Consider the following 22188-nt stretch of genomic DNA (forward strand, 5'->3'; position numbering starts at 1 on the left):
GACGCTGCGATCAGCAGGTCACGACGATTTTGAAGGTCGCCGAAGCCGCTTCGTTCGGCTTGTCGGTCTTGAATCCGTTTGCGGTGCCGCTGATCGTGAATTTGTCACCGCTCATGCTCATGTCGGCGTCGCCTTCGCCTCCGCGGGAGTACATGCCGGTGAACCCGCCCAGGTTCTGAATGCGCACGGACTGCGCTGACGCCGGCTGTGCCCCTTCGTCGATGATGATCTTGGCTCCGGCAAAACTGCCGCCGATATCGATTGTCCGGGTCCATTGGAATTGGCCGCATTTCACGACGTGGAAACTCGCGTCGCTCCCGTTGACGGTCACCGATGCCGTGCCGGCGACCTGGGTCGACGGGCGCGACGTGCATGCCCCGAGGCCGGCGACAGCGAGCACCGCAGCAACTGCCGCGACGGTTCGGTCCTGCACTGGGCCACCTCTATTCTGGATGTACAAACCCCTGCGGCCTGCAGCGATGATGTTATTCTCGCCGCACGAGAATGCCAATATCGACGCCTCTTCCGAGGAGCAACTAACGCATGCTGGACTTGGAGCTCGACAACGGGCTTGCGGTGCTCACCATCGACCGCCCTCACGCGCGCAACGCGATCGCGCTCGACACCATGGACCAGCTGGAAAAGGCACTCGATGCCGCGGCCGGTGCCCAGGCCCTGGTGATCAGGGGCGCCGGCGACAAGGCTTTCGTGTCCGGCGGTGACCTCAAGGAGCTCAGCGCGCTGCGGACCATTGAGGAAGCCACCGCGATGGCAAAGCGCATGCGGTCCATCTGCGACCAGCTGGCGAGCTTCCCGGCTCCGGTGATCGCCGCGCTCAATGGCCACGCCTTTGGCGGTGGCGCCGAAGTAGCCGTCGCCGCCGACATCCGGGTCGCCGCGAGCGACGTCAAGATTGCGTTCAATCAGGCGACGCTGGAAATCATGCCCGCCTGGGGCGGCGCGGAGAGACTGGCCGCGCTGGTCGGAAAGAGCAGGGCACTTCTGTTGGCGGGCAGCGGAAAAACCCTGGACGCCGCCGAGGCCGAGCGCATCGGGTTGGTGGACGTGGTGTTACCACGCGCCTCGTTCGAAGAGGGCTGGCGTTCGCTTGCCACCTCCCTCGCCCACCAACCGGCCGCCGAGATAAAACGGGTAATCAACGGCGTTTCGCCTGATGAGGCGATAGCATCCTTTGCACGACTGTGGGTTGCCGACGCGCACTGGCAGGCCGCAGAGCGGCTGATGAACCGAAACGCCAAGCCGCAGGCGGCCGGAGGAGCGGAATGAGAACCAGCATGAAAGGACTGCTGAGCATCGCGTCGGCGATGACGATGGTGGGGTCGTTGATGAGCGCCAGTTTGGCCGTGAGCGCGCCACTGGCAAATGCCGACCCGGTCATGCATCACGTCAAATACGCCGTCACCGCTGAGAATCCGATCTACGTCGACATCTATTACCTGGATCACCAGCCGGTCAGATTCTCCGATTACAGCCACAACCCGTACTCGTTCACCCCGCACGTCAACGTCGATCTCGTCCCGGGCCAGCCGTGGACCTACGACCTGGACATGACTGACCCCGACCACTACGCGATGGTCGTGGCAAGCACGGGCACGGAGCCCGGCACGCCGGGGCTTCACTGCGTTCTGGCGGTGGACGGCGTCGTCGTCGTATCCAAGGACGGCCTCAAAGGCGTGCTCTGCTCGCTGCGCAACTGGTGAACCACCCAGGCCTGCGACACTCCCGGAATCGGCTGCGGCTCACCCTCCAGGCGACGCAGGTAGCTTTCGACTAATTCGACGGTTTCGGCGTGGCCGCCGGAAATACCAACCGCCTGCTCGAGAACCAGGAACCTCGACAGGCTCGACATCAGCACGGTAACCACCGCGGGCGGCATCTGCGTGCTGTCCACGCCGTACTTCTGCAGCGCGGTCGTCACTGCTTGCCGTTGTTCTTCGCGGAAACGTTCGGCGTAGTAAGCGATTTCGGCCCGCATCTCCTTGCGGTGATTGGCCAGCGCCATGAATTCCATGGAGATGCGGGTAAATGCCGGATCGGTGCCGAATCGCCATACCGCCCACAGCGGCTGCGGCGACTGCATCAGCTGCGCGTGCGCCTCGAGCGCTTCCTCACCGCGGCGGCGGAAAACCTCGAGAAACAACTCTTCCATGGTGCGGAAGTAGTAGTGCACCAGCTGAGGTTTCAATCCGGCCTTGTTCGCCAGCCGGCGCGACGTGACGGCGGCGTAGCCCTCTTCGAGCATCAGCTGCTCGGCCGCGTCGAGCAGCAGACCGCGGTTCTTAGCGTCCGGCGCCCCGATCCTGCGGGCCGATGTCATACCGCTACTCCGTCCTGTCCTCGCTCGCGCGTCGACCACGGGAATCGTAGCGCGGCACGCCCTTGTGACCTTGACCATGACATTACTGCCGTGCTAAGCAGGTGCTCAGCAGAACTCCAATCTCTGGCGGCGCTACTGGCTGTCGCCGATCCACACCGGTCACTCCAGCCCAGGGGGAAACAACCCGATGAGCGATTACGACTCGATCGACTTCTTCACCGATCCGTCTCTGGTCCCGGATCCGCACCCATACTTCGACTACCTGCGCAGCCAGAACCGAGTGCTGCGCCTGCCACATTACGGAGTCGTCGCCGTCACGGGCTACGCGGAAGCCACCGAGGTATACAAGGACCCCGAGACCTTCTCGAACATCAACTGCCTGGGCGGCCCGTTCCCACCGCTACCGTTCACGCCCGACGGCGACGACATCAACTCACTGATCGACGAGCACCGCAGCTACTTCCCGATGAACGAGCACATGATCACCATGGACCCGCCGGACCACACCAAGGCCCGCTCCGTGCTGAGCAAGCTGCTGACCCCCAGCCGGTTGAAGCACAACGAGGAGTTCATGTGGCGCCTGGCCGACCGTCAGCTCGAGGAATTTCTCGACAGCGGCCAGTGCGAGTTCATCTCCGAATACTCCAAGCCGTTCGCCACCCTGGTGATCGCCGACCTGCTCGGCGTCCCGGAGGACGACCACAAGGAATTCCGCGCTGTGCTCGGCGCCGACCGCCCGGACGCGAAAGTTGGTGCTCTAGACCATAACTCGGTCGGCATCAACCCACTGGAGTGGCTCGACGAGAAGTTCTGCAACTACATCGAGGACCGGCGCCGCGAACCGCGCGGCGATGTGCTGACCTCACTGGCGGCCGCGCTGTACCCGGACGGGTCGACGCCTCCGGTGATCGAGGTAGTCCGCTCGGCCACGTTCCTGTTCGCCGCCGGTCAGGAGACGACGGCCAAGTTGCTCAGCGCCGCGCTGCAGTTCTTGGGCGAGCGGCCCGACATCCAGCAAGAGCTGCGCGAGGACCGCAGCCTGATTCCCGGATTCATCGAAGAATCACTGCGCATGGAGAGCCCGGTCAAGAGCGACTCGCGCCTGACCCGCAGAGCCACCACCTTGGGGGGCGTCGACATTCCCGCCGGCACCGTGGTGATGATCCTGCCCGGAGCGGTCAACCGCGATCCGCTGCGGTTCGAGAACCCGCACGACTTCGACTTGCGCCGCAAGAACGTTCGCGAGCACATGGCGTTTGCCCGCGGCGTGCACTCGTGCCCGGGCGGGCCACTCGCGCGGGTGGAGGGCCGGGTCTCGATCGAGCGCATCCTGGACCGGATGCCGCACATCGAGATCGACGAAGCCCACCACGGCCCGGCCAGCGAGCGTCGTTACACCTACGAGCCGACCTACATCTTGCGCGGCTTGAGCGAACTGCACCTGTCGTTCACGACCGCAGACGCGGTCGCGCCCGTGGCCTGAACCGTACTACCCGAGCTGCAGTCCGACGAAGTAGCAGCTGAGCATCGCGACGGCCATCACGATCACCCAGGCGTCGGTCAGCCGGCAGAGCAGGACCGGTGCGCTTCGCACCTCCATGAACTCGCGAAAGATGATGCGCACCTTGATGAGTGCGATCACTATGACGCTTGAGGTCACCACCGCGCTGGATTTCAGCGACCCGTCGACCGAGTGGTCGATCCACAGGTAGCCGAGCGTGAGCAACGCCAGGATCACCCACACAACCAGTAGCCGCTTGTTGAATTTCACGCCTCACCTCACCACGTACAGCAGCGCGAAGATGAGCACCCACAGGAAGTCGACGGTGTGCCAGTAGGTCGCGCACGTTTCGACGATCTGCTGGGATTCCCGCGGCCTTGTTGCCGCGCTTCGGAGTTGGTACACGATCACGCCGAGAACGACGAAGCCGATCAGCAGATGAACAAAATGGATCCCGGTGAGAAAGAAGTAGTAGGTGAAGAAGTCGTTGCTGTCCAACCCATTTCCGCTGTTGACCAGCCGGGCCCACTCGAACACCTTGAAGAAGAGGAAAACCGCGGCGAGTGCGGCCGTGATGAAGACGTCTCGCAGCGCTGCGGAGTATTCGCCGGCGCGCGACGACTGAACACACCGGGCCACCGACCACGAGCTCAGCAGCAGGACGAGTGTGTTGAAAACTCCGATGCGCAGGTCCAGGTGCGCCTGAGCGTGTATGAATAGCTCGGCGTTGCGGGCTCGGGAGAACAGGTAGAAGCCGAAATACCCTGTGAACACCAGGGTCTCGAACAGCACGAAGGCCCACATGTCGGGCTGACCCGGCACGAATTTGGCACGTTGGTCCTTCTCGGTCAGGTCGGTCTGCAGATCGGTCATTGCGCAACAGCCTTTTTCCGCGGGAAGTCCGGCAACCGCCCGGTGCCGAAGTCTTCGCGCCGGATCATCCGGTACAGCATGACAACGAAGGTGACTTGGTAGATGCCGAACACGACCATGTCCAGCCACCAGGCGATCTCACCGTCCCAGGCCAACACACCGCGCCGGAAGATCCAGCAGGGCGCGACGACGACCTCGGTCAGCGCGTTGCAGAGGTTGAGATAGCCGAACCACTTGGGGAACACCCGATTCTTGTCGAGCAGGATCGCGACCATCCAGATCAGCGAGCCGATCAGGAAGACTCCCATCGTTCCGTCGAAAGACAAGAAGGCGAAATCGTAGAGCCAGCCGATCACTTCCGGGTTGCGCTCTGGTCGCAGCGTCCCGACAAGCAGCGCGATGTTGAGCAGGATCATGCCGGGAACCGCGCTGAGCGAGTAGATGATCAGATACGAGTAGCCGAACGCGCGGCTGACCGACATACGCCGCATCGAATATGCGATCAGGGCATTGTTTGTCGCGATCGCGCCGCTGATCGCGAAGATGATGCCGAATCCGACCGGGATGCCGAGGTGGCGTTCGGAGAACCAACCGACCTGCGTCGCGAGGTCCCAGGTGGGCTCCGGTGGGGGCTGAACTTGCGCGATGATGAAGAACACCGGGAAGAACAGGTTGTAAAACGCGACGAGTACCCACCACGCCAACCAGAGTTCACGCTTGGGGTTGTACCGCAGGTGCCAGACGATCCGGCGATGCAGCGGGCCGGAAGGCGGCGTGGCCGGCGAGGTCGGCGGTGTGATCACCGCACTCATGCGTCGACCAATTCGTCTGGGCGCCGACGATTTTCGGCGCGCTCGCGATAGATGGCCCGTCCCAGCGCGACGCCCATCACGACGATCCAGACCGCGATGGCAACGTTTTTCACCCAGAACGACAAGAAGCCGTCCCAGGCCAGCGGCCCGGTCAACGACACCCCGACAAAGGCCGCGGGCACCAGCGCGGCGGCCACGAGAAGGTTGAAGTGGGCTACCCAGGATGGGAACACGGGTCGCGGCTGATCATCGAAATAGATTGCCACGGCGAGGATCACGCTCTGCCCGATCAGGAACGGGACCAGGATGGTGAACGTCATCCAGCCGAAATCGTTGAGCAGCTGCGTCAGCTCCGGACTGCGCTCGGGACGAAAGGCGGCCAGCAGCCAGCAGACGTTGGCGACGAGAAACAACGTCGGACCGCCGGCCACGCAACCCAGCATCGCGTAGGAGAAAATCGGAGTCCGGTGCGCCATCCTGCGGATCTGCAGCACGATCAACGCCAGGATCGGAACCAGGCACACGCCGAACCAGTTGAACACGATCATGCTGTACCGGATCTGCGGAATGTGGGCCGGATCCCGATAGAACGCGGCAACCTGTTCGGCCGGCATCGACGGCGACATCGGCGGATTGAACCCCGGAAACAGCAAGAAGCCGGCGATCCAGAGGATTACCGTGACGGGCAATGTCCACAGCAGAATGACTTCGCCGTCGGTAGGCCGCAGCGCCGCTCGCCCACCAACCGCATCTGCACCGCCGATGTCCGTCATCGGTACTCCCTTCGGCACGTGATCGCCGCGCTACATTCGGCTCGTCCCCGAAGCTAGCCGGTCGGCTAGCCTCGGGTCAATAGCCGGTCGTCTAGGCTCGTTCCGTGGGAACAGCAGGACGGCCGGTAAGCGATGAAGAGCTGAGAGTTGTTCACTACAGCCCTGCCCGGACCCGGGTGCTCGACGCCGCGCTCGACCTGTTCGCGCAGCATGGCGTCAGCGGTACGTCGCTGCAGATGATCGCCGATGCCGTCGGGATCACGAAAGCCGCTGTGTACCACCAATTCCGGACCAAGGATCAGATCGTGATCGCGGTTACCGAGCGCGAGCTCGGGCGGCTGCTTCCGGCGCTGGAGGCAGCCGAGGCGCACGGCAACGGACGCCAAGCCCGGGATGCGCTGCTGGAGAGCGTCGTTGAAATGGCCGTCCGCGACCGCCGGCTGGTGCGTACGCTGCAGTTCGATCCCGTCGTTGTTCGGCTGCTGGCCGAACACAAGCCGTTCCAACGCTTTATGGACCGGTTGTATGACGGACTGCTGAGCGATGCCGGCCTCGACGGCCGGATCGAGGCGGCCATGTTCTCCGGCGCGATCAGCACCGCGGTCATGCACCCGCTGCTGGCCGACATCGACGACGACACGCTGCTCGAGCGGCTCACCGACATGATCCGGCGCCTGCTCGGTTTGCATCGAGAACCCGCCGAGTAGGGTTTCGAGTAGGGCTAGGTGTCGCCGCGGACCCAGCTCATCATGCCGTCGTGGGCAAAACAGATCAGGAACAGGCCGTCGGGCGCCTGTGCGACGTAGTTTTGGTAGTACTGGCAGTTGTCGCCCTCGTTCTTGACTCCCGCCATCGGGGGGGACCGGAACCACCGGGGCTGATATCTCCGCGGCGAACCGCAGAACATCAGGCGTCCGGGCTGTGAGGCGAAGGAGACATAACCGTCGGTTACGCCGAAGGCGTAGTAGGTGGTGTTGTCGCACGGCGCCCCGAGCACCTGATGCGGCATGATCCCCGGCGTGCAGTCGGGATAGTCGCACACGGTCGGCCCGGCGACCGACGGCGGCGCCGCCAGCACACCGACGCCGAGCAACGCGGCAAAGAGGGCCACGATAAATCGCACCCGATTACTTTGCCACACCTGAAAAGAAAATTCTCCTGGTTGGAGAAGATCGCCTGCGCGAGAACGGCCGTCCGTGCCGGCGCCCCCCGCACGCTACCGCGTCGCATTCCCTGGCCGACGCGTATTTCCGCATGTAACAGCCGTTAAGGAGGGTGCCCGAGGACGGCCGCGAGCCAAGGCCGAAGTGATAAGCTGCTTCTCCGTGCACGATCCGGAGGGGCCTGACGCCGACGATTGTGGTGACCCGACGGATCTGACCGATCCCGACGACCCACAGTCGTGCTCCCGGGTCCCGGCGCCCGCTTCCGAAACGGACATAGAAGACGAAGTTGCCGAGGCCGAAGCGCGGGCTGAGGCGGCCAGGGCACGCGTCGAACGGCTGCATCGCGCGGCGGAATCGGGGGACGCGGAAGACGCGGTCGTGTCCCCACATGCCAAGCAGCGCTCCGCAAAGCGGACCCGGAAACGGTTGCCGCGTCGCCCCGGGCGTCCGCGGTGGCTTCGCCGCCCAGGGCGCAAAGCAATAGCTGCCGGCGTCGGCATCGTGGTTGCCTGCGCTTCACTCGGCGCGAGCGGTTACATGATGTGGCACCACCGCACCGTGGCGCATGATCGCCGGCTCGCCGTGGAGTTCGCGGCGGCCGCCAGGCAAGGGATCACGACGCTGATGTCGATTGACCCCGAACATGCCAAGGAGAACGTCCAGCGCATGATCGACGTCTCGACGGGCGACCTCAACGCCCAACTGTCGGCGATGTCAGTCCTCATGGTCAAGAAGGCCCAAGACTCGAAGATCGGAAACAAGGTCACCGTCGAAGCCGTCGCCGTTGAGTCGTTGAGCGACAATTCGGGGGTCGTGCTGGTGGCGGCGAAAACCGATGCCACTGGGCCGGATAACGAGAAACCACCGCCGGCCTTGTTTCGGCTGAGCGTCACCTTGGATCGCGACGGCGGTCAGCTCAAGATGTCGAAAATTGATTACCTGTCATGACTTTCGAGCGTGATTCGTCGCTGGGTAGCAGCGAAACGGCAACGGACAACACGGAGATTCCGCCCCCCGAGCGGTCGGCACGTTCGCGCCGGCTGGCGGCGACCCGCCGCTGGGTCCGCCGCTGTTTGGCAAGCTGGCGTTCAATCGTCGTGACCACGTTGGTCGTTGCCGCCGTAGGGGTCGGTGCCGGTGTGTACCTCAATGTGTATCGCCCGGATCAGCGGGTCGACGACGCGGCGGCCCATCGGGCCATCCAGGCGGCTTCTGATGGCGCCGTCGCGGTGTTGTCGTATTCCTACGACCACTTGGATCGCGATTTCTCCAGGGCGAAATCGCATCTCACCGGTGAGTTTTTGGCCTACTACAACAAATTCACCAACGATATCGTCGGGCCGACCGCAAAGCAGGGGCACCTGACAACCACCGCCAAGGTGATTCGGGCCGCAGTTTCGGATTTGCATCCCGATTCGGCCGTCGTACTGATTTTCGTCGACCAGACCACGGCGAGCATGCAAAAGAAAGATCCCGCGAAGAACGAAAGCGCCGTCGTAGTGACGCTGACAAAGGTCGACAATTCGTGGCTGATCGCCAAATTCGAACCGGTCGGATGAGTCCGATCTAACCGTTTACCCCATCGGCCAAAACGGTGTAACGTCAACGCTCGAGAACGCCGCAACCGACGGCGGAAAGGTGCCACAGGCACTGTCGGAATCTGCGCTTCGAGGAGCAGCTGATGCGTTCAGTCAACACACTCGCCACCGCAACGCTGGTGGCCGGCACGGTATTCGGTGGATTGGCCACGGCCTCGACAGCCCAGGCAACGACCAAGGAAGAAGTGGCCATCAACGGGACATACCACGTCACGTCCATCGGCGACTGGGCCCAGCGAAACGATCAATACTTCGCCGAGCCGACGGTCTACCAAACATGGACGATCAGCTCGACGTGCGACACATTTCAGGAATGCCACGGCACGGTGAAGAGCGACCAGGGATGGACCGCGCCCCTCTATATGAATGATGGGGAGATGTGGAAGGTGAGACGCGAAGTGCCGAATTGGGAGCGGTGCGAAGACGGTACCGCATTCCCCGGACAGCAGACCTTCTTTTTCTACCCGGTGAACGAGAATGGCGGATTTCAAATCGGGTCGCGGACGTTGTCCGGCAAGGACAAGACGGTCGGCCCAAGCGGTGCGTGCGGGCAAAACCAATGGCTTGATATAGCAATGCCGTTGCGCCTGGACCAGGTGTCCTGACCGGGCGGTCCTAGTTCCGCCGGTCCGCCGTTTCGCGGCCTAACAGCGTTTCAGGACATGCCTCAGGTAGGAAGCATGTCCTTCCACGTCTTGGGAGCTTTCGAGGGCGCGAGATCCGACTGCTCGTACAACTTCCCGTCCGGACCGACATAACGACCGGTGTGCGGGTCGTACTTTGCCACCACGATCGACGGCGCGGGCTTAGATCCGTTGGCCCCGAACGCACTTGGCGCAGCCTGGGGTTGTCCACCGTCGGCCTGATCCGGCGGTGTGGGGGCCGGTGGTGGCGGCGGTGGCGCGGGAAGCTCTCCCGGTGCTGGGACGTCGAGTGGCGCAAACGCCGGAATGTCAGCCGACATGGGCGAAATGGGCGCCAGCCTCGGTCCCGAGGACGGCACCGGGGGTACCGCGGCTCCGACCGTGCCCGGGGGTGGATTGTCTCCCCGCGGCCCCGCGGGTGCGCCGCGCGGCACTGCGCCCGGCGGCAACGGCGTTCCCCCGACCGGGGCAAAGATTCTCTGGTCGGCCGTAATCCGGTCGTCCGGCGGGACGCCCTGGGCGATCAGATTCGGATCCAATGGATAGGGGCCGAGGGTGTGCTGGCGCATCGCCAGCGGCATGAACGGCTTGTCGCTGTTGCAGATTTCGACTGTAGGCGCGCGCTTACCCGGGTGACCCATGCAGGGATAGTTGCGGGCACCGCGAACCGCCAACGGTGAATCCTGCGGGAGTTTGCAATACAACCCGTCCGGTGTGTCGATATCGCTGAGGTCGTCCGGGGATCGCCACGTGTTGGGTGGCATGAAGCCGACCGTGCAAATGGGCGGGTCATCGATCGTGAGTGCGAAGTCGCCCATGGCCTTACCGTCGGGATGGTTCTCGCCCTGTGCAGCCTGCTCGATGGCAACCGCCGACGGCAGCAATACCAGCAACTGCTCGATCGAGGGGTGATAGGTCACGCCGATCTGCCCGATGGTGGTCAGGTTGGCAAGCAGCACCGGCAGCGTGGGTTTGATCTGTTCGAGAAGCCGCGACGCTTCGTTCGCAGCGCCGGGACCGTCCCGCAAGATGGTGCGGAAGTGAGAATCGTCGTTCACCAACACATCCGAAATCCCGGCGAAGCTACGTGCCCACGTCCGAATCGAATCGGTGGTGCTTGCTTGCGTATCCAGCAGTGGCCCAGTGTCTTCGGTGAGAGCCTTGGTGCGATCGACAACACCGTTGGCGTCGCGGGACAGGGTCTCCGAGGAATCGATCAGTGAGCCCAGGTCGTAACCGGAACCGTTGAAGCCCTGGAAGGTCTCGTCCAGTAATTGGCCGAGTTTGGTCTTTGGGATGCTGCCGACCAAGGCGTTGAGCTGCTCGAGCATCGGCCCGACAGCCTGCGGAATCGTCGTGTCACGCGCGGAGATGACCGAGCCGTCGTGCAGGTACGGCGGCGAATCGGTCTTGGGCCGTAAGTCCACGTACTGTTCACCGACCGCGGAAACACTGAGCACCTCCGCGGTCAGGTCCGCGGGGACCTTGGGCGAAGTGTTAAGGGACAGCGTCGCTTTCGCACCGGTCGGCGTCAACCCCACCGAGGTGACCTTGCCGAGCTGAACTCCCCGATAGGTCACATTCGAAAACTGATACAAGCCACCGGTAGCCGGCAGCTCCAGCGTCACCGTCATCCGGCCGATGCCCAGCAGGGTCGGCGCCTGGATGTAGAAGAGGACCATCGCGATCACGCCAAGGGTTCCGACGATCGTGAAAATCCACAGCTGCAGCCGAACAAAACGCGTCAGCATCTATCCGCCACCTCCCGTCGGTGCCGGCCCCGGCGCTTCACCAAGGCCCGCATCGGGCGTCTGGGCCGGCGGGGGTCCGGGCAGCGGGCCGAATCCCGGTGGCGGCGCGGGCAGCGGCAGCGCATTGGGGTCGACCCACGGTGGCCGCAGGGGGTTGTGCAACGGATCGAGGGTGTAATTCATGCGATACGGATCCCCGGGCTCCGGTACCACCGGCATGTCCAACTGCCCCCAGTGGGTTCCCAACAACAATCCCTTCTTGAGCCGTGGAATCGACAGGTCGAGATCGACGTGCAGGTTGAAGTAGTCGCCGCGCACGGCGCGGTCGACGAAGTTCTGCGTGAACGGGAACACGAAACCCGCCGCGATCGCCATGCCGAACTCCGGCCCGACATCGGCGAGCGCCTTGATGGCCGGCTCCAAGTTCTTGAGGTTCCGAATCAGGTCGTCCTGGGCGTCGTTGACCAACCGATTCGCGGTATTGCTGAACGCGCGCAGGTGATCCAGGGCCTCCGTCAATCGCGGGCGCTCCTTGATCAACACCTCAAGAGCCGGCGGAATCTTGTGCAGCGCCTCGGTCAACACATCACGCTGGGCCGCGAAGGTGCCCGACAGCCGGTTGAGCGCCTGAATGGACTCAACGATGTTGTCGCGCTGCTGATCCAGCGTCCCCACGAACGTGTCCAGGCGGTTGAGCAGATCCCGCGCGGCACCCGCGTGCCCCGACAGCGCGGTCGAGAAGTTGTGGATGACCTCCCCGATCTGCCCCAGCCCGCCGCCGTTGACGACCGCGCCCAACGACGACAACGTCTGCTCGGTCGACGGATACGCCGTCGACCGGCTCAACGGAATCGTGGCCCCGGGCTGCAGCCGACCGCTGCCCGACTGGCCCAGCGGCGTATTGAGCTCCACATGCATCGAGCCCAGCAGGCTGGTCTGACCGACGGTGGCCACCACATTGGCCGGCACGACGACATCGCGCTTGACCGAGATCTCGACGTCGGCATGCCAGCCCTGCACCCGCATCTCACCGACACTGCCGACCACGACGTCGTCGACCATCACCGGTGAATTCGACTCCATCGTCCCAACATTCGGCAACTCGACGTGATAGATATTCGCCCCCGGCCCACGCCCCACCGCACCGGGCAACGGCAACGAATTCAGGCCGTGGAACGCACACCCCGACACCGACAACACCACACAACAGCCCACGGCGAACACCCGCCGCACCGCAACCGAGCCGATCACTGTTGTGGCCCTTCGCCTGGCAGCAACATGTCCGACACACTCGCCGCCGGCGGCGGTGGTGGTGGCATCGGAGTCGTCGGCGGCGGCGGCAGCGGCATCGCCGCGCCCGGTATCCGCTCCGGGGGCACCGCCCCCGGCGGTCCCACCGGATCACCCGGCAGCCCGGTGTAGGCCGACACCGCGGGCGGGATCTCGGGTGGTCCGGGTTTCGGGCCCTCGCCCCCGGGCGCCAGGCGCGGTTCGGTGTAGAGGATCTTGGACGGGTCGATGGACTTCTGCAGAATGAAGTTGATGGGCAGTGGCGAGTTGTTGAAGTTGAGCAGCCGCAGTCCGGGACCGATGAACAGGGCGCACAGCTTGCCCGATTCGACCGCGGTGACGTTCTCGATGGCGCCGATTTGGTCGCAGCCCGGAGCCGACAGCAGAAGCTGACCGCCCCAGGTGGGATTCGCGAAGTTCATCAGTCCGAACCCTCCGACGATGGTTCCGGTGTCGGCGTTGTAGTCGTTGAAGAAGTTGCCGAGCGCATTCGGCGCGCCATGCAAAATGTTTTCCAGGGCCATGTGGTGATCGACCAGGTTCTGGGTGACGTCGGCCAGCCTGGCGATCTGTTCGCTGGTCTGGTTGCGACTGCCGGCGATGAATCGCTGCACCTCACCGACCGCCGTCGACAGATCTGTCAGCGCCGCGTCGAGGTCGGATTTGCTGTCGTTGACCACGCTGGTGAGCGTGGCCAGGCGGTTGTTGAACTGCACGATCTGAACGTTGCTGTCCCGCAGCGCTCCGACGAAGGTCTGCAGGTTCTTGATGATGTCGACGATGTTGCCGCTGCCGTTGGCCAGGATCCGGGCCACACCTGACAATTGCCCGAGTGTCTGCCGCAGCTTGTCGCCGTTACCCTCGAGAGCGTTGGCGGCGCTGTCGATGAAACGGCCTACGGATGTGCCCGACACCCCACTCTTGGGTCCCAAATCCGTTGCGAGCCGCATCAACTGAGTCTTGACCTCATCCCACTCGACCGGCACCGCGGTCCGTTCGACCGGTATGACGGCGCCATCGCGCATGACCGGCCCACGGTCGCGATAGGCCGGTGAGAGCTGTACGTAGCGGGCAGCCACCAAGTTCGGGGCGACGACTACCGCCTTCGCGTCCGCCGGAATGGGCACGTCGCGATCGACCTTGAGGGTCATCTTCGCCTGCGTACCCTGCGGCGTAATGGATTCGATGTTGCCGACTTTGACACCGGATACCCGCACCTCGTCGTTGGGATAGATCGCGGTGGCGGTGGTGAAGTACGCCGTGATCGTCTTCGGGCCGAAGAACGTACTGCGGACGAGCACGGCAGCGCCGGCGAGAATCAGCACGACCAGGACGACCGACGCGATGGCCGCCAGCCTCTTGCGTGGGATGGTCATTGTGATCCGCCGATCCGTCCGCCCAACGTACAGCCGGGGCACATCGGAATTGCGTTGTACGGGAAGGGAACCAGCGACCGGGGTACCGGCGACGGGAAGCCGGGACCGCGAGAAGTGTCGAACGTGCGGAATCCCCAGAGATAGTCGAAGAACGGCTGGAAGATCTGCGGGGCAAGGAAGTTCGGGACGAACGCCGAGTAGGCATACATGCTGGCGATGCCCTCTCCGACCGTGATCTCGAATTTGGCAAGACCCGGCAGCGCCTTGGCGATGTTGTCGCGGTTCTTCTCCAGTACGGCGGTCACCCTGTTGAGTCTCTCCAGCGTCGGCGCCAAGGTGCTTTCGTTTTCGTGCACCAGCGCCGTCAGCTGCTTGGCCACCACCGATGTGTTGGCCAACAGGTCCACGATCTCTTGTCGCCGCGCCACCAGGACTTGGAGCAGCGAGTCGGAGTTGAGGATGAGTTTGTTGACCTGCTGGCTGCGTTCGGAAAGAACGTTGGTGACGTCGGCGGCACTCTTGAAGAGCTCGCCCAGGTTCTTGTTGCGACTGTTGAGAGTGCGGGATAGCCGGGTGAGTGCGTCGAAGGCCGGCCCCATTTGGGGTGCGAGCTGGTCGAGCGTCGCCGACAGCGTGTCCAACGACTGATTGAGCGCGGTGGTGTTGGTTCCCGCGGTGTCCGTCGTCAAGTCGCTGACCGCTTCCGTCAGCGAATACGGCGAGGAGGTGCGCGAGACGGGAATAAGAGTCAGCGGGTGCATCGTCCCGCTACCGGCGGACTCCAAGGTCAGCATCCGTTCGCCCAGCAGCGAGCCGGTGCGGATGTGCGCGGTGGTCTCCGACCCCAGCACGACGCTGCCCTTCGTCGTGAACGTCACCAGCGCGTCGCCGTGCTGCAGCGCCACGTCCGAGACGGTGCCGACCTTTATTCCCGAGACGATGACGGGGTTGCCAACCGCAATGCCGCCGGCTTCGGTAAACAGCGCCTGATAGCGGACCATCGTCGCCCATGAAATGAACCGGTCGGGCGACAGGCCCACCAGGATGACCAGCACCGCCAAGACGACGCCGATGAATCCGGCCTTTACCCGGCCGCCTCCGCGATACTTGAGCATCAGGGTTCCGTGCACCTTCCCGCATCTGACCTAAAGACATTGGCGTGCACCGTCTTGCCTTGAAGATCCGTGCCGCGGAGCTCTAGCTGGCAGAGGTAGTAAGGGATGGTTGCGCCGGCCACGCCGAGCCGGACCAGCTTGCGGTAGTTCTTGGGCGCCTTCTGGATTGCCGCATCGAGGCGGTCCTTGTCTCCATCGAGTATCGGAGCCAGCCGATTCAACTGCGCAATGGTGCCCGACAGCGGCGGCCGCGCGCTCGACAGCAGATCTGCCAGCGAGGCCGTTCCCCGGTCCAGGGCTTCGATGGCGGACCCGATGGTGTTGCGGTCGTCCGACAGCCCGCTGATGAGCTGCTCGAGGCGATCGACCGCGCCGGAGAACTGCTTGCCGTCCTTGGAAACGGTGCCGACCACGATGTTGAGGTTGTCGATCAGTTGCTGCACGGTTTGATCGTTGTCGGCCAAGGCATTCGAGAACGACGTCGTCTTGGCGAACAACGACTCGAGGGTCCCGCCTTGGCCCTGGAAGACCTGTAGCAATGCGGAGGTCAGCGCGTTGACGTCGCGCGCATTCAGGCCCTGGGTAACGGGTTTCAGTCCGCCGAGCAGCAGATCGAGGTCAAGCGCCGGCGCGGTGCGGTTGACGGGAATCTGACCGCCGGCCGCCAGCCGCTTGGGCGAGCCCGGACCTTCGATGAGTTCGAGATAGCGATCACCGACCAGGTTGAGGTAGCGGACGGCCGCCCTGGTGCCCTCGGTGAGGACAATGTTGCGGTCGGCGTCGAACTTCACCACAACCTTCTTGTCCGGCTGCAGCGAAACGCTGTTGACCGTGCCCACCCGGATCCCGGCGACCCGAACCGACTGCCCGGGCTTGAGACGCGAGACGTCGGTGAACACGGCCGAATACCCGTTCGTCGCACCGGTCCGGTACTGGCCGAAGATGAAGAACAGGAACGAGGTGAGGATCGCCATCACGACCGCGAAGATCCCGAACCTGATCAGTGTGGGGCGCAGTCTCATCCGGGTTGTCCGATCTGAGCGGGGTTGCGTGGTGGACCGGCGATCGGCCCGTACAACAGCTGTTTGAGCAAATCGGAGTTGAGCAACGTCTGTTGGTTTCCGTACACGACGGGGTTGGCGCCGATATCGGTGATCAATTGCGGTGGGTTCGTGTTGAACGGCAGCTTCGGCAGACCCACGCACTGCGGGCCGCCCGTCGCCGCAACCTTGGGCAGGTTCGTCGGATACCGATAACGTTCGGCGCCCAACGTCAGGCTCGCCGAGATGTTGATGCTCGGTTCCGACAGTGGCGCACCGTGCCCGATCTGAATGAGCCCCCCGAAGCTACAGGTGAGCGCCTCGTGGTACTCGTTGAGCAAATCGGTGGTCGGCGCCAGCAGATGCATCACATCCGTCAGCGGTTGGCGGTTCGTCGACAACACGTCATTGCCGATATCGGCCAACCCGATCGCGCTGATCAGCAGCGCGTCCAGATTGCGCTGCTCATCGACGATCGTCTTGCTGATCCGGGACGCGTTCGATGCGGTCTTCACCAGATCCGGGGCCGCGTCGGCGTAAGCGTTGGACACCACCGGTAAGACCGCGAGGTCGCGGCGCAATGCGGGAAGGCTCGGTTCCAGCCTGGCAAGAAACGAATCCAGGTCGCTCAGGGATTGGCCAAGCTTGGCGCCCCTCCCACTGAACGCTTGTGCCAGCGCACCCAATGACTCGTTGAGCTTCGGCGGGTCGATCTGGGACAGGACCGACACCAATTGCTGGAACACCGTGTTGATTTCGACCATCACGTGCTGGCCCTGCAGCGTCTGGCCACTGTGCAGCCGCTGCGTCGAGGGTTGGGCAGGCTCTACCAGCAGGATGGACTTCGCGCCGAACACCGTCGATGACGCGATGTCCACCAGCACGTTGCTGGGAATGAAGTGCAGCTGCGACGGGTCCATCGCCAAGTGAATCGCCGCTTGGCCGTTGGGCAGCGAGTCGATCGAGGCCACCTTACCCACCTGCACGCCGCGCATCTTGACCTTGGCGTCCGGATTCATGACCAGGCCGGCGCGTTGCGAAATCACGGTCACCGGCACGGATTCGGTAAAAGAGCCCTGAAACAGGCCCACCGCCAGGGCGAAGATGACGGCGACGATGACGACGGTGGCCAGACCCGCCAGCGGGCGCGCGTAAGACTGGGCACCGAAGTTGCGCCCGGGGGACGCGGCCACAGGAGACGCGCTACTGGCGGCTTCAGACCGGTCTATGGGTCCCGGCCCGAATTTGTCTGTCACGTCTGCCTCCTAACCGGACAGGTTGAAGTTGCCGTTAGTACCGTAAATAGACAGCGAAACCAGCAGCGTTACCGACACCACGACGATGAGCGAGGTGCGCACCGCGTTACCGGTCGCGTTGCCGACGCCGGCAGGGCCCCCCGATGCGAAATAGCCGTAATAGGTGTGGATCAGCAGGATGGTGAGCGCCATCAGGATGGCCTGCAGGAACGACCACAACAGGTCGATCGGGTTCAGGAACGTGTTGAAGTAGTGCTGGTACAAACCCTGCGACTGTCCGAGCAGGAACGTCGTGGTGAACTGGCTGGCCAGGAACGACAGGATCACGGCGACGCTGTACAACGGCGTGATCGCCATCATTCCCGCCATGATTCTGGTGCTCACCAAATACGCGATCGGCCGAATCGCCATGGCCTCCAACGCATCGACTTCTTCGTTGATCCGCATGGCACCGAGCTGAGCAGTCACCCCGGCGCCGAAGGTGGCCGCCAGACCGATGCCGGCGACCACCGGCGCCGCGATGCGCACATTGATGAACGCGGACAGGAAGCCCGTCAGCGCTTCGATGCCGATATTGCCCAGCGACGTGTACCCCTGAATGGCCAGCGTGCCGCCGGCCGCCAGCGTCAGGAAGCCGACGATGACGACGGTCCCGCCAATCATCGCCAAAGTGCCAGCGCCCATGCTGATCTCGGCGATCAACCGGATGACCTCGCGCCGGTAGTGCGTAGCCGCGAAGGGCACCCCGGCGAGCGCTCTGCCGTAAAACAGCGTGTGGTCGCCGATCCGGCCCAACGAGGCGACCGGCCGCTCGAATTGGCGGACCAATCGCGGATATGCAGCCCTCAGTGCCATTGGCAGTCCCTACTTCGCCGTCATCTTGATGCCGATCGCGGTGACAACCACGTTGACGACGAACAGGGACATGAAGGCATAGACCACGGTTTCGTTCACCGCGTTGCCAACGGCTTTGGCGCCCCCGCCGGTGATCGACAGGCCTCGATAGCAGGCGACCAAACCGGCGATGAGGCCGAAAAGGGCTGCCTTGACACACGAGATGACCACCTCGGGCACGCCGGTGAGCAAGGTGATACCCGCGGCGAACGCGCCGGGGTTGACGTCTTGGACAAATACCGAAAAGACGTAGCCGCCAAGGACGCCGATGATGACGACGAGGCTGTTGAGCAGAAAGGCCACCAACCCGGACGCCAGCATGCGCGGGGTGACCAACCGCTGGATCGGGTTGATGCCCAGCACTTCCATCGCGTCGATTTCTTCGCGAATCGTTCGCGATCCCAGGTCGGCACACATCGCCGTGGCACCCGCGCCCGCCACGATCAAAACCGTGACCAGTGGGCCGAGCTGGGTGACCGCCCCGAACGCCGCACCGGCACCGGAGAGATCCGCCGCACCCAGTTCACGCAACAAGATGTTGAGCGTGAAGCTGACGAGCACGGTAAACGGAATCGCGACCAGCAAGGTGGGAGCCAGCGACACTCGCGCGACAAACCAGGACTGCTCCAAAAACTCCCGCCACTGGAAAGGCCGGCGGAACACGAACTTGACCGCGTCGGCCGACATTGCGAACAAGGCCCCGACAGCCTGCATGGGCCCGGAAATGTCCCATTTCAGTTTCAGCGCAGGCAATCCCGTCGACCAGTGGTCAGCGCCCTTAGTTGCCATCTACGACAGCCCTTCCCAAGCTACGAGACTGTCAGTCTTGTTCTTGCGCAATAGCTGCGATAGATTCGGTTGGAGCGAAAGCTTGCCGCCGCTGGCGAGATGCCTACTGGGCAGCCGGATCCCGGCATCGGTCTCCGATGACGCAGCCGCTACCAACCTCACGCCAGGCCTCCGTTCTGTCGCGTGAGAAAGCGTCCGGCCATTGTGACTCATGCCACGTCCACGCGGAGCAAAAAACGCGCAACCGTTATCGAACGCCGCGGAGCCGCCGCACCCGGATGGGGTGGGCGGGTCGGCATGCAGGAAACGTTCGGCTTGGACAATTGAGGGCTGCTCCGCTTCTTGAGTGAGGGGTTTAGGTGACGGCGCCGGCCGTCTTGAGTTCGATAATGCGGTCCCAGTCGAGTCCCAATTCCTGCAGTATCTCGTCGGTTTGTTCGGCAAATCCGGGCGCGGGCCCGGTTTGCGGTGCGGTGACGTCGAACTGAACCGGGTTGGCGACCAGCTCGAGTTCGCCTGCCCGGACAACGTATTCGTTGGCGCGGATTTGGGTGTCATCGACGGCTTGCAGTGTGTCCTGCACCGGGGCCCATGGCCCGGCCAACGTGGCAAAGCGCTCGCTCCACTCGGCAAGAGTGCGGGTTGCGATCACCTTCGTCAAGATCTCAACGGCTTCTGCCGTATTCGCGGTGATCTGCTCGATGGTGGAAAAACGCGGATCGTCGGCCAGCTCGGGCAGGTCAACGTGCCGGCACACATCGGCCCAAAACTTTGTCGGCTGCATCATCACGAAGGAGATGTAGCGGCCGTCCGATGTCGTGTACAGCCCTACCAACGGGTTGTTGGGCGCGCCGTGCACACCCGGTGGCGGTGCCTCCAGCCGTTGGTTCAGGTGCTTGGTCAACGCGACGGTGTGACCCATCGACCACAGCCCGCTGCCGAGCAATGACACGTCGACGATCGACGGTTCGCCGGTACGCTCGCGCTTGAGCAACGCCGCCGCGATGCCGCCCGCCAGATTGGTCCCCGAGATGGTGTCGCCGTAGGCAGGTCCCGGTGGCGCGATCATGCCGGGCATCCCCGCCGGAGTGATGGTGGCGGCCGTGCCGGCCCGGCACCAGAAGGCGGTCATGTCGTAACCGCCCTTGGTCGCCTCTTCCCCGCGGGGTCCGAGCGCGCTGCCGCGCGCGTAGATGATCGACGGGTTCACCGCGCGGATGTCGTCGACATCGATGCCGAACTTCTGCCGGGCACCGGGCAGGAAGCTCGTCAAGAACACGTCCGAGCGCCGGGCCAACTCGTAGAGAACTTCCTTGCCCTCGGGAACCGACATGTCGAGTCCGACGCTGCGCTTGCCGCGGTTGGCGTGCTCGATGTTGGGATTCGGATCACCGTCGACGCGCAGCATGCCGGTCTGCCGAAGTCCACGCTGGGGGTCGCCGGTCACCGCGTGCTCGACTTTGACCACGTCTGCGCCCCATTCGGCCAACACCGCGCCCGCCGACGGGACGAACCCGTACATGGCCACTTCCAGCACGCGAATGCCGTCTAACGGCCTCATCTATTGCCGCCCCTCATCGAGCCGATGACCTCCCGAGTGGGTGGGATGGATCGAGGGGAACGCCTTCTCGCCTGCGATCCGCCGGCCATCGATCAGCAGTCGGCGGGCGGCCCCAGGAGCTGGCTTTTCCGCGACGTCCGAGACTGTGACCTGGGTTGGCATTCGGCTCCTCTTGTGGTGACCGTCACGAAAATTTCATTCTCTTCCCGGGCGAATCTTACATTCGAATCTCGAGAATTCAAGAAAGTCATAGGAATGGGACAAGGTCACTGACCAGCGCCGCGGGGCCGGGAACGGAAGCGCATAACCAGCCTCGGCCCAGGCAGCAGCGCGTTTCGCGGCGATGTTGCACGCCACTTCGATGCGAGAGTAAGGTTCTCATAATTGCGAAGGAGATTCTTTGTGACTGAGACGGCCGCATTTGCCCTCGGGGCACTGGCGTGAAGACCGCGGTGGTCACCGGCGGCGGTTCCGGGATCGGTCTGGCGGTCGCCCATCGGCTGCGCGCCGACGGTCTTGACGTCGCAACCATCGACCTGAGGCCCTCGGACGCCGAACTGTCCTTCACCGCCGACGTGACGAACCGCTCCCAGGTGGACGCCGCGCTGTCGGCAATCCGCGCGCAATTGGGACCGGTCGCCATTCTGGTCAACGCCGCGGGCCTGGACGGATTCAAGCGATTCAGCAACATCTCGTTCGAGGACTGGCAACGCGTCGTCGACGTCAATCTGCACGGCGTCTTCCACATGACCCAGGCGGTGCTGCCCGACATGGTCGAGGCGGGGTGGGGACGCATCGTCAACATCTCGTCGTCGAGCACACATTCCGGCGCTCCCTATATGTCTCACTACGTCGCGGCCAAGTCGGCGGTCAACGGACTCACCAAGTCGCTGGCCCTCGAGTACGGACCCAGCGGGATCACGGTCAACGCGGTGCCGCCCGGTTTCATCGACACCCCGATGCTGCGCGCCGCCGAAAAGAACGGGTTCCTCGGCAATATCGAGGAGACCATTGCCCGTACCCCAGTGCGGCGGATGGGCAAACCGGAGGACATCGCGGCCGCGTGCGCGTTCCTGATATCCGAGGAGGCCGGCTACATCACCGGCCAGATATTGGGCGTCAATGGCGGCCGAAACACCTGAGCGAGGTCGTCGTCGGGACTACCGTAACGCCAGCCACACCGCAGCCCCCAGGAGGAGACATCGTGAAGGTCTGGGTTGATTCAGAACGCTGCCAGGGCCACACCCTGTGCGCGATGATTGCGCCGGATTCATTCGAGCTCAGCGACATTGACGGCAGTTCGTCGGCGGTCAACGAGGTGGTGCCGGCCGACCAGGAGGACAAGGTGCGCGAGGCCGCGCACTCGTGTCCGGAGCAGGCGATCATGATCACGGACGAAACCTAAAGGGAG

At 63.7% G+C, this 22188-nt stretch carries 25 protein-coding genes; 9 read left to right on the forward strand and 16 right to left on the reverse strand.

All coding sequences use genetic code 11. The features are described from left to right. Nucleotides 1-10: 10 nt before the first annotated feature. Complete coding sequence (locus BN973_RS25350) at nt 11-433, reverse strand: lipoprotein LpqH (protein WP_036471463.1); 423 nt, start codon at nt 431-433, stop codon at nt 11-13. A 110-nt stretch (nt 434-543) separates the two neighbouring features. Between BN973_RS25350 and BN973_RS25355 the strand changes: the two genes are divergently transcribed. Continuing rightward, nucleotides 544-1287 carry an enoyl-CoA hydratase/isomerase family protein gene (locus BN973_RS25355; RefSeq protein ID WP_036471464.1) on the forward strand — a complete coding sequence of 248 codons (744 nt, stop codon included), beginning with the start codon at nt 544-546 and terminating at the stop codon, nt 1285-1287. Nucleotides 1288-1346: 59 nt separating this feature from the next. Further along, nucleotides 1347-1721 carry a hypothetical protein gene (locus BN973_RS25360; RefSeq protein WP_407067612.1) on the forward strand — a complete coding sequence of 125 codons (375 nt, stop codon included), beginning with the start codon at nt 1347-1349 and terminating at the stop codon, nt 1719-1721. Here the strand turns inward: BN973_RS25360 and BN973_RS25365 are convergent. Next, complete coding sequence (locus tag BN973_RS25365; RefSeq protein WP_036471466.1) at nt 1637-2338, reverse strand: TetR/AcrR family transcriptional regulator; 702 nt, start codon at nt 2336-2338, stop codon at nt 1637-1639. The two genes, BN973_RS25360 and BN973_RS25365, sit on opposite strands and share 85 nt — an antisense overlap. 187 nt (nt 2339-2525) lie before the next feature. Between BN973_RS25365 and BN973_RS25370 the strand changes: the two genes are divergently transcribed. Next, complete coding sequence (locus tag BN973_RS25370) at nt 2526-3821, forward strand: cytochrome P450 (RefSeq protein WP_036471467.1); 1296 nt, start codon at nt 2526-2528, stop codon at nt 3819-3821. A gap of 6 nt (nt 3822-3827) precedes the next feature. Here BN973_RS25370 and BN973_RS25375 read toward each other — a convergent pair whose 3' ends face one another. The 4 genes from BN973_RS25375 to BN973_RS25390 are packed head-to-tail and all read right to left on the reverse strand — an operon-like array spanning nt 3828 to nt 6297. Further along, nucleotides 3828-4109: a cytochrome C oxidase subunit IV family protein gene (locus tag BN973_RS25375; RefSeq protein ID WP_036471468.1), complete on the reverse strand. Its 282-nt coding sequence runs from the start codon at nt 4107-4109 to the stop codon at nt 3828-3830. A gap of 3 nt (nt 4110-4112) precedes the next feature. Next, nucleotides 4113-4712: a cytochrome c oxidase subunit 3 family protein gene (locus BN973_RS25380; RefSeq protein ID WP_036471469.1), complete on the reverse strand. Its 600-nt coding sequence runs from the start codon at nt 4710-4712 to the stop codon at nt 4113-4115. Next, the gene (locus BN973_RS25385; RefSeq protein ID WP_036471470.1) at nt 4709-5524 is read right to left on the reverse strand and encodes a hypothetical protein; all 816 of its coding nucleotides are present in this window, start codon (nt 5522-5524) and stop codon (nt 4709-4711) included. The genes BN973_RS25380 and BN973_RS25385 overlap by 4 nt, the downstream gene beginning before the upstream one ends. Beyond that, nucleotides 5521-6297, reverse strand: coding sequence for a hypothetical protein (locus BN973_RS25390; protein WP_036471471.1), 777 nt, complete (start codon nt 6295-6297; stop codon nt 5521-5523). Before BN973_RS25390 ends, BN973_RS25385 begins: the two co-directional genes overlap by 4 nt. A gap of 104 nt (nt 6298-6401) precedes the next feature. On the opposite strand from BN973_RS25390, the gene BN973_RS25395 reads away from it, so the two are divergent. Then, nucleotides 6402-7004: a TetR/AcrR family transcriptional regulator gene (locus BN973_RS25395; RefSeq protein ID WP_036471472.1), complete on the forward strand. Its 603-nt coding sequence runs from the start codon at nt 6402-6404 to the stop codon at nt 7002-7004. A 14-nt stretch (nt 7005-7018) separates the two neighbouring features. Here BN973_RS25395 and BN973_RS25400 read toward each other — a convergent pair whose 3' ends face one another. Further along, nucleotides 7019-7420 carry a hypothetical protein gene (locus tag BN973_RS25400; protein WP_232232148.1) on the reverse strand — a complete coding sequence of 134 codons (402 nt, stop codon included), beginning with the start codon at nt 7418-7420 and terminating at the stop codon, nt 7019-7021. Between the two features lie 202 nt (nt 7421-7622). On the opposite strand from BN973_RS25400, the gene BN973_RS25405 reads away from it, so the two are divergent. From BN973_RS25405 to BN973_RS25415, 3 genes are all read left to right on the forward strand, one after another. Continuing rightward, a complete protein-coding gene (locus BN973_RS25405) occupies nt 7623-8411 on the forward strand; it encodes a hypothetical protein (RefSeq protein WP_036471474.1) in 789 nt (262 codons plus the stop codon). Then, nucleotides 8408-9022 (forward strand): hypothetical protein, encoded by a 615-nt coding sequence (locus BN973_RS25410; RefSeq protein WP_036471475.1) that lies wholly within the window; start codon nt 8408-8410, stop codon nt 9020-9022. The genes BN973_RS25405 and BN973_RS25410 overlap by 4 nt, the downstream gene beginning before the upstream one ends. A gap of 122 nt (nt 9023-9144) precedes the next feature. Further along, nucleotides 9145-9666 (forward strand): Rv2253/PknI dimerization domain-containing protein, encoded by a 522-nt coding sequence (locus tag BN973_RS25415; RefSeq protein ID WP_036471476.1) that lies wholly within the window; start codon nt 9145-9147, stop codon nt 9664-9666. A gap of 62 nt (nt 9667-9728) precedes the next feature. Here BN973_RS25415 and BN973_RS25420 read toward each other — a convergent pair whose 3' ends face one another. The 9 genes from BN973_RS25420 to BN973_RS25460 all read right to left on the reverse strand — a co-directional run bounded on the left by BN973_RS25420 (nt 9729) and on the right by BN973_RS25460 (nt 20777). Next, nucleotides 9729-11456, reverse strand: coding sequence for an MCE family protein (locus BN973_RS25420; protein WP_036471477.1), 1728 nt, complete (start codon nt 11454-11456; stop codon nt 9729-9731). After that, nucleotides 11457-12707, reverse strand: a complete 1251-nt coding sequence (locus tag BN973_RS25425; protein WP_036471478.1) for an MCE family protein — start codon at nt 12705-12707, stop codon at nt 11457-11459. After that, complete coding sequence (locus BN973_RS25430) at nt 12704-14122, reverse strand: MCE family protein (protein ID WP_036471479.1); 1419 nt, start codon at nt 14120-14122, stop codon at nt 12704-12706. Before BN973_RS25430 ends, BN973_RS25425 begins: the two co-directional genes overlap by 4 nt. Continuing rightward, nucleotides 14119-15237: an MCE family protein gene (locus tag BN973_RS25435; RefSeq protein ID WP_036473060.1), complete on the reverse strand. Its 1119-nt coding sequence runs from the start codon at nt 15235-15237 to the stop codon at nt 14119-14121. Before BN973_RS25435 ends, BN973_RS25430 begins: the two co-directional genes overlap by 4 nt. Then, complete coding sequence (locus BN973_RS25440; RefSeq protein WP_036471480.1) at nt 15237-16259, reverse strand: MCE family protein; 1023 nt, start codon at nt 16257-16259, stop codon at nt 15237-15239. Before BN973_RS25440 ends, BN973_RS25435 begins: the two co-directional genes overlap by 1 nt. Then, nucleotides 16256-17506: an MCE family protein gene (locus BN973_RS25445; RefSeq protein ID WP_407067568.1), complete on the reverse strand. Its 1251-nt coding sequence runs from the start codon at nt 17504-17506 to the stop codon at nt 16256-16258. The genes BN973_RS25440 and BN973_RS25445 overlap by 4 nt, the downstream gene beginning before the upstream one ends. A gap of 36 nt (nt 17507-17542) precedes the next feature. After that, nucleotides 17543-18388, reverse strand: a complete 846-nt coding sequence (locus tag BN973_RS25450) for an MlaE family ABC transporter permease (protein WP_036471481.1) — start codon at nt 18386-18388, stop codon at nt 17543-17545. Between the two features lie 9 nt (nt 18389-18397). Then, nucleotides 18398-19216 (reverse strand): MlaE family ABC transporter permease, encoded by an 819-nt coding sequence (locus BN973_RS25455; RefSeq protein WP_036471482.1) that lies wholly within the window; start codon nt 19214-19216, stop codon nt 18398-18400. A gap of 355 nt (nt 19217-19571) precedes the next feature. Then, on the reverse strand, nt 19572-20777 hold the full coding sequence (locus BN973_RS25460) for a CaiB/BaiF CoA transferase family protein (RefSeq protein WP_036471483.1): 1206 nt from the start codon (nt 20775-20777) through the stop codon (nt 19572-19574). A 440-nt stretch (nt 20778-21217) separates the two neighbouring features. On the opposite strand from BN973_RS25460, the gene BN973_RS25465 reads away from it, so the two are divergent. Together BN973_RS25465 and BN973_RS25470 are read left to right on the forward strand one after the other, a co-directional pair. Then, on the forward strand, nt 21218-21919 hold the full coding sequence (locus BN973_RS25465) for an SDR family NAD(P)-dependent oxidoreductase (protein ID WP_036471484.1): 702 nt from the start codon (nt 21218-21220) through the stop codon (nt 21917-21919). 62 nt (nt 21920-21981) lie between these two features. Beyond that, complete coding sequence (locus BN973_RS25470) at nt 21982-22182, forward strand: ferredoxin (protein ID WP_036471485.1); 201 nt, start codon at nt 21982-21984, stop codon at nt 22180-22182. Nucleotides 22183-22188: the final 6 nt, after the last annotated feature.

Source organism: Mycobacterium triplex (genome assembly GCF_000689255.1).
Classification (GTDB): domain Bacteria; phylum Actinomycetota; class Actinomycetes; order Mycobacteriales; family Mycobacteriaceae; genus Mycobacterium; species Mycobacterium triplex.